The organism is Staphylococcus canis, from assembly GCF_016238445.1.
Classification (GTDB): domain Bacteria; phylum Bacillota; class Bacilli; order Staphylococcales; family Staphylococcaceae; genus Staphylococcus; species Staphylococcus canis.
Genome location: NZ_JABANU010000018.1, coordinates 36,608 through 51,603 on the forward strand (window position 1 = coordinate 36,608; position 14,996 = coordinate 51,603).

The following is a 14,996-nucleotide window of genomic DNA, read 5'->3' on the forward strand; positions in this document are numbered from 1 at the left end:
AATTTTTAAAATTAATGATATAAATTAATGGTCAGACACTTTATGTGACATGTAAACCATTGTTAACATAATGAAAATGTAAGCTTGGATAGAGCCTACAAAGATTGAGAAACCTTGCCAAATAATTAAACCAGGAATACCTATAATCCATCCAAATGATGTTAACGTAACACCTGCAAGTAAACCAATTAAAATTTCCCCTGCATAAATGTTACCGTAAAGACGTAAACCTAATGTTAATGTTGAGGCAAACTCTTCAAATATATTAATTGGTAGTAATGCAACATATGGCTGTGCAAAGCCTTTCATATAGTTTTTACCACCGCGCATTTTAATACCGTAATAATGAGTTAACAGTATCATTAATGTCGCTAACGTTAATGTAACATGTGCGTCTGCTGTTGGCGATTTCCACCATAAGTATTCATTATTAACGAATTGTAATGGTAACCCTAACATGTTCGCTACAAAGATAAATAATATCAATGTAACTGCTAAAAAGTGAAATTGCCCACCTTTTGACCATGCCATATTACTTTCGATAATACCTCTAACAAAGTCAAATACCCATTCGATAAAGTTTTGAGCACCTTTAGGTCTTTTTTGGAGATTGCGTGTACATAATACAGCAATCACAAATACAATCAATGATGTGATAAGCACCATCATAATAGTAGATAAGTTGAAATTAATATCTACTCCAAGTAGATTCCAAGTGACAATGGGGTCTTTATGATCCATCTTTCAATTTCACCTCTTTTCGTTTAATACTTTGACTTTAATTAAACTGTCAACGCTGTTTAATCAAAGGACGAAACACGATAAACACATACGACATTAATAATCCTATAAGTATGCCTATAATATGTATATTGTCACGAAACAATAACCAAAGCACACAACATATCACGGCTACCAAGTACCTCCACATGTTACCCGTTTTAATATGCCCTTTTGTTTTATTGATAGATTGCCATAAGTAATATTCAAATATACATGTATTGATAAATGAACCGATGATACCTATGATTAACCCCAATATAATCGGACTTTTATGAAATAAATATAGGATTATTAGCGCGATTAAAGCAATACTATAATATGTCAAAAACGGCTGGAATATTCTATAAAAGTGATTCATTATAGAAACCTCATTTCTGTGTCATACACATTAGTGAAAGCCGTTCCATGCATACAACTTTCATGATAATATAGCGGGAAAATTGTGTCAATTATGCATTAAAAAGCCATAAGATTTCACACACTATTTGTCACATTTTAGACACATTTTCCCGCTTTATAATTAAACTTCAAAAGGTTTTGGCTTTTCTGAGATCAGTCCGTAATAATATTTAATATTTTCGCAAATACGCTCTGATGCATGTCCATCTCCATAAGGGTTTTGTGCAACGCTCATTTCATCATACTCATCTTGGTGTGTTAATAATGTTTTAGTATGTTGATAAACGTCCTCTTCCTCTGTACCAACTAACTTCAATGTTTTAGCTTCAACACCTTCTGGACGTTCTGTTGTATCTCTTAGTACTAGAACAGGTTTTCCAAGTGATGGTGCTTCTTCTTGCACACCACCTGAATCAGTCAATATGAGATGTGATTGTGCCGCAAAATTATGGAAATCCATAACTTCAAGCGGTTCGATTAATTCAACACGGTCATGATTACTTAAATGTTTATAAGCAATTTCACGTACTTTTGGATTTTTATGCATAGGATAAACAATTACAACATCCTCAAATACGTCGACAATACGACGTGCCGCTTTAAAAATATTTTCCATCGGTTGTCCAATATTTTCACGACGGTGCGCTGTTAATAAAATAATACGTTTATCTTGATGACGTTGAATGATTTCCGATTCATAATTTTCATCCACTGTTGTACGCATCGCATCAATAGCAGTATTACCTGTCACAACGACCGCATCTTTATTTTTATTTTCGTTGAGTAGATTACGTTGTGCTTGGATGGTTGGCGCAAAATGTAAATCTGCCATAACACCTGTCATTTGACGGTTCATTTCTTCAGGAAATGGTGAGTATTTTTGCCATGTTCTTAACCCTGCTTCAACGTGACCGATACTAATTTCGTTATAGAACGCTGCTAAACTACCAGCGAATGTTGTTGTCGTATCACCATGAACTAATATCATATCTGGTTTTGATTCTTGAATTACGTCTTCTAATCCTAGTAATACTCTTGAAGTTACTTCTGATAACGTTTGACCTTGTTTCATGATATTTAAATCATAATCAGGTTTAATATCAAACGTCTCTAGGACAGAATCTAACATTTCACGATGTTGTGCTGTCACGACAACAATCGGCTCAAGTTGATCGTCTTTTTTAAGTTGTAATACAAGCGGGGCCATTTTAATCGCCTCAGGTCTCGTACCAAATATTGTCATAATTCTCTTCATTTTCATTGAACTCCTTATTTGCACATTATTTTGTACCAAATAATCGGTCTCCAGCATCTCCAAGACCTGGAATGATATACGCATTTTCGTCTAAGCGTTCATCTAATGCAGCGATATAAATATCGACATCTTCATGCGCTTTTTGAAGCTTTTCAACACCTTCAGGCGCAGCGATTAAACACATGAAGCGAATGTGGTTTGCACCACGTTTTTTTAACGAATTAATAGCTTCAATTGCAGATGAACCTGTCGCTAACATTGGATCTACTACAATAATTTCACGCTCTTCAATATCTTGTGGTAACTTCACAAAATATTCAACCGCTTCTAAAGTTTTTGGATCACGATATAAGCCAACGTGACCAATACGTGCAGCTGGTACTAAATTAAGAATACCTGTAGTCATACCCAAGCCTGCTCGTAAAATGGGAACAAACGCTAACTTTTTACCTGATAAGCGTTTTGCGACTGCCTTTGTGACAGGTGTTTCAATTTCAACATCTTTTAACTCTAGGTTTCGTGTTACTTCATATGCCATAAGCATGCCGACTTCATCTACAAGTTCACGAAAAGCTTTCGTACCTGTGTTGACGTCACGAATGTAACTGAGTTTGTGTTGAATTAAGGGATGATCTAATACGTGTACATTTCCCATGATATTGCCTCCGTTTGTACGATTAATGATATAAAGGATAACGTTCTGTTAATTTACGAACGCGTGATTTTGCTTCATCAATAACGCTTTGATCTTTATGGTTTTTAAGCACGTCACTGATAATTTGTGCGACTTCTTCAAATGCTTTTTCGTCAAAGCCACGCGTTGTTGCAGCTGGTGTACCTAAACGGATTCCACTTGTAACAAAAGGTTTTTCTTGATCGAATGGTATTGTGTTTTTATTACATGTAATACCAATTTCATCTAAAACTTCTTCTGCTACTTTACCTGTGATGCCTACTGAACCTTTAACATCTACAGCAACAAGATGGTTGTCCGTACCACCAGATACAATACGAAAATCATTCTTTTGTAAAGTTGTCGCGAGTACTTTAGCATTTTTTACAACTTGTTGTTGATACGCTTTAAATTCTGGTTGTAATGCTTCACCAAATGCAACAGCTTTAGCAGCAATCACATGTTCTAAAGGTCCCCCTTGAATGCCAGGAAAAATAGTTTTATCAATGTCTTTTTGATATTCAGCTTTACATAAAATCATACCACCACGTGGGCCACGTAATGTTTTATGCGTTGTTGTTGTTACAAAATCAGCATATTCGACTGGATTTTGATGTAAACCTGCTGCGACTAGGCCTGCGATGTGTGCCATATCCACCATGAGTTTCGCTCCGACTTCATCAGCAATCTCTTTAAACTTCTTAAAATCGATTTCTCTTGAATATGCAGATGCACCTGCAACAATTAATTTGGGTTGATGTGCTTTAGCAAGCTTTCTTACTTCTTCATAGTCAATACGCTCTTCTTCACGTGTCACTTCATACTCTACGAAGTTATAGAATTTACCACTAAAGTTAACAGGTGAACCGTGTGTTAAGTGACCGCCATGACTTAAATTCATACCAAGAACTGTGTCACCATGTTCAAGTACTGTAAGATATACTGCCATATTGGCTTGAGAGCCTGAGTGCGGTTGAACATTCGCATGATCTGCATTAAAAATTTCTTTTGCGCGTTCAATCGCTAATGTTTCAGTTTGATCCACAAACTCACAACCACCATAATAACGGCGACCAGGATATCCCTCTGCATACTTGTTCGTCATTACTGAACCTTGTGCTTCAAGTACAGCTTCAGAAACAAAGTTTTCAGACGCGATTAACTCAATATTATTATTTTGGCGTTTAAATTCATTTTGAATTGCATCAAAGACAGCTTGATCTTGCTTTTCGATATAAGACATAGACATACCCTCTTTCCTTAAAGATTATATTTTGCACGTTCTCCACCAATTTTTTTAGGACGTGATGTTGCGACAGTTACAATGGCCTCTCCAATTGTTTTGACTGATGTACGAACCGGTACAGCCACATGCTTCAAATGCATGCCAATTAAAGTTTGACCAATATCAATCCCTTTTTGAGCTTGGATATGCTCAACAACAATTGGATCTTTCATGTTTCGGTATGCATGTGTTGATAACGAACCCCCAGCATGTACATCTGGTACAACCGAAACTTCTTCCATTGTATAAGGATTAAAAGCTTGACGTTCAATAGTGATAGCACGATTGATATGCTCACACCCTTGAAATGCAAAATGAACGCCTGTCTCGTTTTCGATTTGGCTTAGTGCTTCATATATCTCTCTAGCGGTTTCAAGTGATCCTTCCGTACCAATACGTTGTCCATTCACTTCAGAAGTCGAACAACCTACGACACAAATTTCTCCCTTTTTGAAAAACGATTGAGACTTTAATTCATCTAATAACGTTTGCAATCCTTCCACGTTACCCCTCCTTATAAGTAAAATACTGCCTCACTCATGAGCCATACATTGATAGCCTCATGGTTTAACAATACGTGTGACTTACACCTGAAACAAATGGCTTAGATATGAAACCAAATCGCATTACACAAATGATAAAACATTACTTTGACGACGGCTCATACCAGCTCAACATTGTTTCTAGTTGATGGTTCAACACTTAAAACATGCTAGATGTTTATATTATAACGTATTTTTTCACTTTCATATACTGATTATGAGTTTAAGCTTCAGGAATTTTTGACTTTAGCATATGAATCAATGCTTTAAGTTCATTGTATGTTGCTTCATACACTTCAAAGTTTGAACCAAATGGATCTTTAACATCGCCCGCTTCACCTACAAATTCTGTTAAAGTCATTACGTTTTCGTGCGCTCCATACAACAATCGAATTAATTCAGCATGATCATGTGTCATCGTGAGAATCAAATCAGCCTCAAGGTCTTCTGATTTTAAAATATCAGCAGTAGATTTGACTGGATAACCATCTGCCTCGAGCAAAGTTTTAGTATGTTTAGCGATAGGGTCTCCTGCTATACTCGTGATGCCTCGTGATGCAATTTCATGTTCTGGCAGTAATGCTCGAGCAATACCTTCAGCCATTGGACTACGACAAGTGTTACCTGTACACACAAAAGTGATTTTCATTATAACTCATCCTTTATAATTTGATGATTGACTGCTTTTAACATTCTATTGTTGAGTGCCTCAGTTTCATTGGAATCAGGATACCCATAAATATACGCCATATTTATATTTGATAATTTGTCTAACTGATGTAATGTATCGTATAAATTGCGATTTGCATTTGAAACGTCTGTAGTATCTTCACTTAAAGTAATGATATGTGCAGATGATGGAATAAACTTTTGTAAACTTTTGGGTACAATAAACGCTACTTCAGACCAATCTTCATGGGCATTTTGACGAATCGGCCCAGCAATATGTTGAATCATTTTAAGTGGTGTTTCAGGAGCGTAATGTTTATACTTCATTCCTGGTGCAATTGGTTTTTCTGTTAACGTTACTGCGCTTTCATCTACAGAATTGGGAAGTATCTCATTGAGCATAGAACGTGTAATTGTTCCTGGTCGTGCAATTTTAAAGGGGAAAGAAGTACAATCTAAAACCGTACTCTCCAGGCCAGCCTCACTTTGCGTGGAATGAATGATACCGTCTACTCGCCCATTCAAATCATGATACACATGTTCAAATGTTGTAGGAGAAGGTCTTCCACTTAAATTAGCACTCGGTGCCGCGATTGGCATATTTAAAACCTTCAATAACGTCCGTGCAATAGGATGACTTGGCATTCTAACTGCTACAGTATCAAGCCCACCTGTAACTTTGTCAGATAAATACCCATGTTTCACAGGTAAAATGAACGTGATAGGCCCAGGCCAAAATGCTTCCATTAATTTAATCGTAGAAGGCGTAATATCACTCACAAACGCTTCTAACTGTTCAGTTTCATATATGTGTACAATGAGTGGATTATCAGAAGGTCTTCCTTTTGCTTGATAGATGGACTGTATGGCTTGACTGTTACGAGCATCTGCGCCTAAGCCATATACAGTTTCAGTTGGTAAAACGACTAAACCTCCTTGTTGATAGGTCTCGATGATTTCATCTAATTTTGGATAAGATTCAAGGGTAGTCGTAAAGTCTCGAACGTCCCAAATTTGAGTTTCTTTCAAAACTGTCACCTCTCTTCATGTTGTAGTTTACTTTAAAGTAAAAAGTTACGCACAGATATACCGTACATAACTTTATTGTTTGAACCATGTAAAACTTAAAATTCGTTCGTTTTTATTTATATCTTGATGAACATGTGCTGTAATATGTGGATGATACGTAAACAACAATTGTTTCAAATCATCGCCTTGTTGATAGCCAATCTCTAAAACAACAGGTGCTCCGTGACGCATAACTTTTGGTAAATCTTGAAATATCTGCTCATACACTGCATAACCATTATTTTCTGCAAATAATGCGATATGCGGCTCATATTGAATGACACTAGTATCCATCACATCACGTTCATTATCACTAATATACGGTGGATTTGAAATCAATCCATCCAGCATAATTCCTGCTTCTATATAAGGCTTTAAACCTTCACCTACTATAAATTGAATAGCTGTATGATGACTTTTTGCATTGTCTTTTGCAACGTCTATTGCTTTAGTTGATATGTCTGATGCGTAGACTTGAAGTTGTGGCTTTTCCGCTTTAATTGTTACAGCTAACACACCACTCCCAGTACCAATATCAGCCACAGTTCCAGAAGTCGGTACCTCCTTTAAAAAATGTGCAACGACTTCTTCTGTTTCTGGTCTAGGAATCAACACGTTTTCATTCACTTTAAATGACCTACCATAAAAGGCAGCATGTCCTACTATATATTGTACTGGCACGTGGTTCATTAATTGATTGAGGCCAATATTAAGCTTTTCTTCAATATGGGTAGGAATGGTGGTAGATTCATTGAGAATCAAATCCATTCGACTCCAACCTAATACATCCATTACCAACCATTGTACACTCTGAACATCGCCTGCTTGTTGAGCTACTTGTGATTTGGCATGTTCTATCCAACTTTTATAATTCACCGTTATTGAGTTCTTTCAGTTTTTCTGTTTGTTCGTGCATTGTCAAAGCGTCAATCACTTCATCTAACTTACCCTCAATAATTTGATCTAACTTTTGCAGTGTTAGACCAATGCGGTGATCAGTTACGCGACTTTGTGGATAGTTATAAGTACGAATACGTTCAGAACGGTCACCTGACCCAACCGCCGATTTACGTTGCGCAGCATATTTTTGTTGTTCTTCTTGAAGTTTCATATCATATAAACGTGCTTTTAACACTTTCATTGCTTTTTCACGGTTCTGAATTTGTGATTTTTCAGATGATGTTGCAATCACACCTGTTGGTAAGTGGGTAATACGAACAGCAGAGTCAGTTGTATTGACGTGTTGGCCCCCCGCACCACTTGAACGATACGTATCAATTTTTAAATCTTCATTTCGAATTTCAATTTCAACATCTTCAACTTCTGGCAAAACTGCTACTGTGGCTGTTGAAGTATGAATTCGCCCTCCTGATTCAGTCTCAGGAACACGTTGTACACGGTGAGCACCATTTTCGAATTTAAGTTTACTGTATGCGCCATCACCAGAAACTGAAAAACTAATTTCCTTATAACCGCCATGATCACTTTCAGCCACTTCTACAATCTCTGTCTTAAAGTTGTGTGATTCAGCAAATTTAGAGTACATGCGGAATAAGTCACCTGCAAAAATAGCCGCTTCATCACCACCAGCTGCTGCTCGAATTTCTACGATAACGTCTTTTTCATCATTCGGATCTTTAGGTATGAGTAAGAATTTAAGTTGTTCTTCAAGTTCAGGAATTTCTGATTTGAGCGCACTTGACTCTTCTTTTAACATGTCCACTTCATCTTGATCTGATGTTTCTTCTAACATGACATCAATTTCCGCTGCATCTTCTTTCACTTGTTTATAATGGCGATAAACTTCTACTGTTTTTTGAAGCTCTGCCTGTTCTTTAGAGTATTTTCTAAGTTTATCCGTATCGCTTACAACATCAGGATCACTCAATAATTCATTAAGTTGTTCATATCTTTCTTCTACAATATCTAATTGATCAAACATTAATCTAAATCCTCCTCTTTTGATTCAGATGGTGCGACAACATGATGTGCACGACACCTTGGTTCATAGCTTTCATTCGCTCCGACTAAAATAGTAGGGTCATCAAACTTTGCAGGCTTACCATCAATTAAACGTTGTGTTCGACTTGATGACGCCCCACACACTGCACAGACCGCTTGAAGCTTTGTAATATGTTCACTTACAGCAAGCATTTCGGGAACTGGATGAAATGGTTCACCTCTAAAATCCATATCTAAACCAGCTGTAATGACACGATATCCTTTTTCTGCAAGCTGCTCAGCAATATCAACAATCTCTTTTTCAAAAAATTGAATTTCATCAATTCCAATAATATCTACATCTGTTAAATCATGTTCTAAAATTTCATGCGCTGACTGTATCGTCACCGCTTCGATGGCATTCCCATTATGAGAAACTACTTTTTCTCTTTGATATCGATCATCTATGATGGGTTTAAAAACGATCACTTTCTGTTTAGCATAAATCCCTCTACGAAGTCGTCGAATTAATTCTTCTGACTTTCCACTAAACATACTGCCAGTGATACATTCTATCCAACCAGAATGGTACGCTTCATACATAACTTTTTCCACCTTTTTCCTAAAACAAAATCAATTCATTATATCATATTTTTTATAACGTTAGCGTACCTAATCCTAAAAAGCATTGAATTTTATAATTCATACCGTATAAAACATAAAAAAGCATTCCCAAATTGATGGGAATGCTTGAAATATCATTAGTTGTTTGATTTGAGACCAAACTTTTTGTTGAAACGTTCCACACGTCCGTCTGCTGCTGCGAACTTTTGACGTCCAGTGTAGAATGGATGTGAATCAGAAGAAATATCTAAACGAATAACTGGATATTCGTTGCCATCTTCCCATTCCATAGTTTCATTTGATTGTTTAGTAGAACCGCTTAAAAATTTGTAGTTTGTAGTTGTATCTAAGAAGATTACTTTACGGTATTCTGGATGAATTCCTTGTTTCATTATTTTCAGCTCCTTTGCCCTGAACCATCTGGAACAGAGTTATTTGTGAGTTTTTACCCAATACTTAAACATTATATATGTTGATACTTTAAAAAGCAACCCTGCTTTTAGAATTATCCTAATTAAATGATAGGCTTGCCAGATTTCGTACTATCCGCCGCACGTTTTTGAAGTTCAGCAAAAAAGTCTGCATTCGACTTTGTTCTTTTAATTGCACGAATAAATCGTTCAGCAAAGTCAGGAGAGTTTGAAAACATATTACGTAATTGCCATAAGCTATCTAATTCTTGTTTTGAAATTAACATTTCTTCTTTACGTGTTGAACTACGATTAATATCAATAGCTGGGAAAATACGTCGTTCAGATAAACGACGATCTAAATGAAGCTCCATATTTCCTGTACCTTTAAACTCTTCATAGATCATGTCATCCATACGTGATCCTGTATCTACAAGTGCTGTCGCTAAAATTGTGAGACTTCCCCCTGCTTCAATATTACGAGCCGCACCAAAGAAACGCTTAGGTCCATGTAGTGACGCTGGATCTAAACCTCCTGATAACGTACGACCACTTGGTGGAATGACTAAATTATAAGCTCTTGCTAATCGTGTAATCGAATCCATTAAAATAATAACATCTTCACCGATTTCAACAAGACGTTTTGCACGTTCGAGTAGTAATTCTGATACCTTAACGTGATGTTTTGGATGCTCATCAAATGTTGAATGTACAATTTCCGCTTCTTCAACGGAACGCTCTAAATCAGTAACTTCTTCTGGCCTTTCGCCAACTAGTAAGATGAACAGCTTAGCATTGGGTTTGTTTTTAACAATTGCGTTTGCGATTTCTTTAAGTAAAGTGGTCTTTCCGGCTTTAGGTGGTGCTACGATTAATCCACGTTGGCCTAGACCAATTGGGGTAATTAAATCCATTACACGCGTCGAATAATGATGAGGTTCTGTTTCAAGTTTTATGCGCTCGTCTGGATATAGTGGTGTTAACGCCTGAAAGTGTGGGCGTTTTTTAACTTCTTCTGCATTATGGTCATTCACAAAATCAACTTGTAATAAACCATAATATTTCTCATTCTCTTTCGGTTTCCTTACTTTCCCAGTTACCTTATCGCCTAATTTGATTTCGAAGCGACGAATTTGGCTTGCTGAAATATAAATATCTTTTTCACCTTTTGAAAAGTTAACCGTTCGTAAAAAACCGTAACCGTCTTGTTGGATATCATCTAGAATGCCTTCCATATAATAATTGCCATCTTTTTCCATTTGCGCTTCCATAATGGCAAGTACAAGTTCTTTTTTGTTCAATTTACTATAATTGACAACTTTTAAATCTTTAGCTTTTTGAGTTAACGCTTTTGTTGTATAGTTTTTGTACAATTCATGGAAAGACTCATATTGAGGAGAAGTTCTTTCTCGTGTAGCCATTGTTAAACACTCTTTTCGTATTATTTTCTACATCATAAAGCTCTTAGCTATACGATAATAAGAATACTATAGCAAAATTTACTGTTATTGACAAAGTGTGAACAGTAATTTTCATATTAAATCTCAATCATTAACCAGTTACTTTTGTATTACAATATATTAAAAATGAATTTCGATTGTAAATTTGATGTAGATGATGACATTTAACTGAAGAAAAGAGTGAGACCTTGTAATATCGTCTCACTCTTAAAGGTTTCATTTTATTTAAAATAACCTGCAATTGATTTGACTTCTAAAAACTCTTCAATTCCATAGTCGCCCCATTCTCTACCCAATCCAGATTGTTTATAACCTCCGAATGGTAGATTAGGCGTTCTACCTGCTTCATTAATTTCAATAGTACCTGCCTCGATTGAACGTGCGACTTTTGCTAATTTGTCACGATCTTTACCGAATACATAACCTGCAAGACCGTATTTTGTTTCATTTGCAATTTCAATTGCTTCATCTAAATCTTTATACGTAATAACAGACATTACAGGTCCGAAGATTTCTTCTTGGGCGATTGTCATTTTGTTATCCACGTTTGTAAATACTGTTGGTTTAGCAAAGTAACCTTTTTCAAGGCCTTCAGGTTTGCCTAAACCACCATAATATAATTCAGCACCTTCATCGATACCTTTTTGAATATAATCTTGAACTTGATTATATTGTTTTTCGCTTACAATAGGACCCATTTCAGTATCTTTCTTCTGAGGATCTCCTACTTTAACATCTTGTAAGACATGTTTTACTTCATCTAAAAATGCGTCTTTCATTGATTCAGGAATAATTGTACGTGTTCCTGCTGAGCAAACTTGTCCAGTATTATTAACAACTTTACCCACAGCTGCTTTCGCTGCTTCTTTTACATCCGCATCATCTAAAATAATATATGGTGATTTTCCACCTAATTCAAGAGATACTTTTTTGAAATCTTTACTTGCTTTTTCCATAATTTTTGAACCAGTACCACCAGATCCCGTAAATGATACCATGCGTACATCTGGATGCGCTGTAAGTGGATTACCTACACCTTCTCCATCACCATTTACCAGGTTAAATGCACCTTTAGGCACACCTGCTTTATCGAAGATTTCAGCTAAGATAATCGCAGCGTACGGTGTCATTTCAGAAGGTTTTAAAACAACCGGGCTACCCGCCGCAAATGCCGCAGCTAATTTTAATGATGTTTGGTTCGTTGGGAAGTTCCAAGGTGTGATTAAACCTGCAACACCAATTGCTTCTTTCACAATTAAATTATCGCCACGACGTTCTTCAAATTGAAAATCATTTAATGCTTCATAAGCCGCTTGAAAATGATTCAATCCCATTTGATAATGAACATCTTCAGATTTTTGTACAGGTGCTCCAAGTTCTAAAGTCATGACTTCAATCAAATCTTCTTTACGATTTTTATATTCTTCAACGATACGTCCTAAAAGGGCTTGACGTTCTTTAACTGGCGTATGGCGAAATTCTAAATAAACATCTTTGGCTGCTTTTACAGCTTTATCTACATCTGCTTCGTTACCTTTTGCAATACGACCAATCACTTCTTCTGTTGCCGGATTAATAACGTCTAATGTTTCTCCACTAGCACTATCAACCCATTCGCCATTAATATATTGTTTGATCTGATCTCTCATGAACTAACACTCCTCGTATAATAATCTCTATACTCTTAATAACCGCTAGGAAAATAGAATAAACCTTATAGCCAATAAACTCAATTCATTGAACTTATATATTTTAATAATTTTAAAACAGTTTAACTCATACCAAATTAAAAAGTCATCTAAAAACAAAAACAAACCTTCAACATGACTGACATGTTAAGAAGGTTTGTTCATTTGTTATCTTATGAAATCAGTTTATCTCAATTTAGCTTGATTTTGGTGTTTCACTTAGTTCAACGTGTTCATGTGCCCAATCTTCAAGTGGCTTTAAAGCAAGTGCTAAATCTTTACCTTTATTTGTTAAATGATAACATACTGAAGGTGGATTTTGAGAAATCACTTCTTTTGTTAATAATCCTGCTTCAGCAAGTTCTGCCACTTTAAGTGAAAGCGCACGGTTTGTAATCGGTTTTAAATCTCTTTTCATTTCAGAAAAATGTGCTTTATGTTCTGGACAAGTGGATAGGTAATGCATAATTAACCCATTCCAACTTCGCCCTAAGATTTTAAAAGTTTCTTCTAAATATGGGCATACTTCCATAGTTATCACCTCTCAATTATGATTTAATGTGATAACAATTGATTTGATTAGACTTCTACTTTCTCAGTCCAGATGTCTGCGCCTAATCGTTTTAATGTTTGGACAATATCTGTATACCCTCTATAGATATGTCTCACATTAAATATTGTTGTCACATCTTTTGCAATTAACCCAGCTACAATTAAACAAGCTCCCGCTCTTAAATCACTTGCATAAACATCTGCACCCTGTAATTTTGAAGGCTTAATCGTTGCTGTTCCCCTATCTGAATCAATTGCACCATTCATGTTTTGTAACTCCTTAACATGTCTAAATCGTTCTGGATAAATTGTATCAGTTACAAAACTTGGTCCATCTGCTAAAAACAATAATGGCGTGACAGGTTGCTGTAAATCTGTCGCAAATCCTGGATACACTAATGTTTTAATGTCTACACTATGATAATTATCACGCGCACTTACAATCATGAAGTCATCGCCAAGCTCTATATCAACACCCAGTTCTTTTAATTTTACCGTTAGCGGTTCAACATGTTTTGGAATGATGTTGTGTATCTTTATACGTTCACCACTTGCTGCAGCAATACACATGTATGTGCCCGCTTCGATACGATCTGGAATAATTGTATGTGTTGTTCCGTGTAAGCTTTCTACACCATTAATTTTTATAGTACTCGTACCGGCACCCGTAATTTTAGCACCCATACTATTTAAAAAGTTTGCAACATCAACAACTTCAGGTTCTTTAGCTGCATTTTCAATTACAGTTTGACCTTTAGCTAAACTTGCCGCCAACATAATATTAATCGTAGCTCCAACACTGACGATATCTAAGTAAATGTTTGCGCCCTTTAATTGTTTAGCTTCAAGTTTCATTGTACGGCCATCAGATTCATCTACTTCTGCACCTAAAGCTTTAAATCCTTTAATATGTTGATCGATAGGTCTAGGTCCGAGTGGGCAACCTCCTGGTAGTCCAATCACACACTTTTTAAAGCGACCAAGTAATGCCCCCATCATATAATAAGATGCACGTAAAGACTCAACCTTATGATTCGGTAATACCGCATTTTTAATTTGAGATGGGTCTACTGTAAGGTGTGTATCTTCTAATTGCGTTGAAATATTTAAATCTTCAAGTAAACTCACTAGCGTTTCCACATCGGATATTTTAGGTAATCCTTCTAATTTAACAGTATCCGTTGCCATTAATGAAGCCGGAATAATTGCCACTGAGCTATTTTTAGCACCGCTTATTTCAACCTCGCCTTTTAAAGTGCGGCCGCCTTTTATTTTGATCACTTCTTGCATCATGTGCTTGAACTCCTTTTCCACTTGAGTATCTCATTAAAGTACTATATTAAAGGCATTATAAAGTAAAAATTGGAAAATTGCAAAGCTACAGTCTTAAACTACTGTACATATAAAGAGGAATATAAATAAATATTGAAGTACGATCAACGTAAAATAAAATGGTTTAATCAGTTTAATCAAAATAAATGAAAAACAGAGGCTCTTTGTCAACGTCGGTTGGTGAAGATAAAACGTACTAAGTTGCTATTTTTAGTGACTTGGTACGTTTTTTATGTTCACTTACAAACATCCTAGAAATAACTAATATTCTATTTCTGAAATTATAAAAGTTTCTATAACCGTAAGACACACGCT

Annotated in this window: 16 protein-coding genes; all 16 read right to left on the reverse strand. The window is 36.0% G+C overall.

Annotated elements, in window-relative coordinates:
* Nucleotides 1-24: 24 nt before the first annotated feature.
* The 16 genes from atpB to murA all read right to left on the reverse strand — a co-directional run bounded on the left by atpB (nucleotide 25) and on the right by murA (nucleotide 14,642).
* On the reverse strand, nucleotides 25-741 hold the full coding sequence (gene atpB, locus HHH54_RS07860; protein WP_198618297.1) for a F0F1 ATP synthase subunit A: 717 nt from the start codon (nucleotides 739-741) through the stop codon (nucleotides 25-27).
* Between the two features lie 49 nt (nucleotides 742-790).
* On the reverse strand, nucleotides 791-1,141 hold the full coding sequence (locus tag HHH54_RS07865) for an ATP synthase subunit I (RefSeq protein ID WP_198618298.1): 351 nt from the start codon (nucleotides 1,139-1,141) through the stop codon (nucleotides 791-793).
* A gap of 162 nt (nucleotides 1,142-1,303) precedes the next feature.
* Nucleotides 1,304-2,437, reverse strand: coding sequence for a non-hydrolyzing UDP-N-acetylglucosamine 2-epimerase (gene wecB / locus HHH54_RS07870; protein WP_198618299.1), 1,134 nt, complete (start codon nucleotides 2,435-2,437; stop codon nucleotides 1,304-1,306).
* A gap of 25 nt (nucleotides 2,438-2,462) precedes the next feature.
* On the reverse strand, nucleotides 2,463-3,092 hold the full coding sequence (gene upp, locus HHH54_RS07875; RefSeq protein WP_198618300.1) for a uracil phosphoribosyltransferase: 630 nt from the start codon (nucleotides 3,090-3,092) through the stop codon (nucleotides 2,463-2,465).
* 22 nt (nucleotides 3,093-3,114) lie between these two features.
* Nucleotides 3,115-4,353 carry a serine hydroxymethyltransferase gene (gene glyA, locus HHH54_RS07880; protein ID WP_198618301.1) on the reverse strand — a complete coding sequence of 413 codons (1,239 nt, stop codon included), beginning with the start codon at nucleotides 4,351-4,353 and terminating at the stop codon, nucleotides 3,115-3,117.
* Between the two features lie 17 nt (nucleotides 4,354-4,370).
* Complete coding sequence (locus tag HHH54_RS07885) at nucleotides 4,371-4,898, reverse strand: TIGR01440 family protein (protein WP_198618302.1); 528 nt, start codon at nucleotides 4,896-4,898, stop codon at nucleotides 4,371-4,373.
* Nucleotides 4,899-5,160: 262 nt separating this feature from the next.
* The gene (locus HHH54_RS07890) at nucleotides 5,161-5,586 is read right to left on the reverse strand and encodes a low molecular weight protein arginine phosphatase (RefSeq protein WP_198618303.1); all 426 of its coding nucleotides are present in this window, start codon (nucleotides 5,584-5,586) and stop codon (nucleotides 5,161-5,163) included.
* A complete protein-coding gene (locus HHH54_RS07895; RefSeq protein WP_198618304.1) occupies nucleotides 5,586-6,635 on the reverse strand; it encodes an L-threonylcarbamoyladenylate synthase in 1,050 nt (349 codons plus the stop codon). The genes HHH54_RS07890 and HHH54_RS07895 overlap by 1 nt, the downstream gene beginning before the upstream one ends.
* A 72-nt stretch (nucleotides 6,636-6,707) precedes the next feature.
* Nucleotides 6,708-7,550: a peptide chain release factor N(5)-glutamine methyltransferase gene (gene prmC, locus HHH54_RS07900; protein ID WP_198618305.1), complete on the reverse strand. Its 843-nt coding sequence runs from the start codon at nucleotides 7,548-7,550 to the stop codon at nucleotides 6,708-6,710.
* Nucleotides 7,540-8,616: a peptide chain release factor 1 gene (gene prfA / locus HHH54_RS07905; protein WP_198618306.1), complete on the reverse strand. Its 1,077-nt coding sequence runs from the start codon at nucleotides 8,614-8,616 to the stop codon at nucleotides 7,540-7,542. Before prfA ends, prmC begins: the two co-directional genes overlap by 11 nt.
* Entirely contained in the window at nucleotides 8,616-9,218 is a 603-nt protein-coding gene (locus HHH54_RS07910; protein ID WP_198618307.1) for a thymidine kinase, read from the reverse strand. Before HHH54_RS07910 ends, prfA begins: the two co-directional genes overlap by 1 nt.
* Before the next feature lie 158 nt (nucleotides 9,219-9,376).
* Nucleotides 9,377-9,631: a type B 50S ribosomal protein L31 gene (locus HHH54_RS07915; protein ID WP_198618308.1), complete on the reverse strand. Its 255-nt coding sequence runs from the start codon at nucleotides 9,629-9,631 to the stop codon at nucleotides 9,377-9,379.
* 122 nt (nucleotides 9,632-9,753) lie between these two features.
* A complete protein-coding gene (rho, locus tag HHH54_RS07920; protein ID WP_198618309.1) occupies nucleotides 9,754-11,070 on the reverse strand; it encodes a transcription termination factor Rho in 1,317 nt (438 codons plus the stop codon).
* Between the two features lie 260 nt (nucleotides 11,071-11,330).
* Nucleotides 11,331-12,758 carry an aldehyde dehydrogenase family protein gene (locus HHH54_RS07925; protein WP_198618310.1) on the reverse strand — a complete coding sequence of 476 codons (1,428 nt, stop codon included), beginning with the start codon at nucleotides 12,756-12,758 and terminating at the stop codon, nucleotides 11,331-11,333.
* Between the two features lie 235 nt (nucleotides 12,759-12,993).
* Complete coding sequence (locus tag HHH54_RS07930) at nucleotides 12,994-13,329, reverse strand: winged helix-turn-helix transcriptional regulator (protein WP_198618311.1); 336 nt, start codon at nucleotides 13,327-13,329, stop codon at nucleotides 12,994-12,996.
* Nucleotides 13,330-13,376: 47 nt separating this feature from the next.
* A complete protein-coding gene (gene murA / locus HHH54_RS07935) occupies nucleotides 13,377-14,642 on the reverse strand; it encodes a UDP-N-acetylglucosamine 1-carboxyvinyltransferase (protein WP_198618312.1) in 1,266 nt (421 codons plus the stop codon).
* Nucleotides 14,643-14,996: the final 354 nt, after the last annotated feature.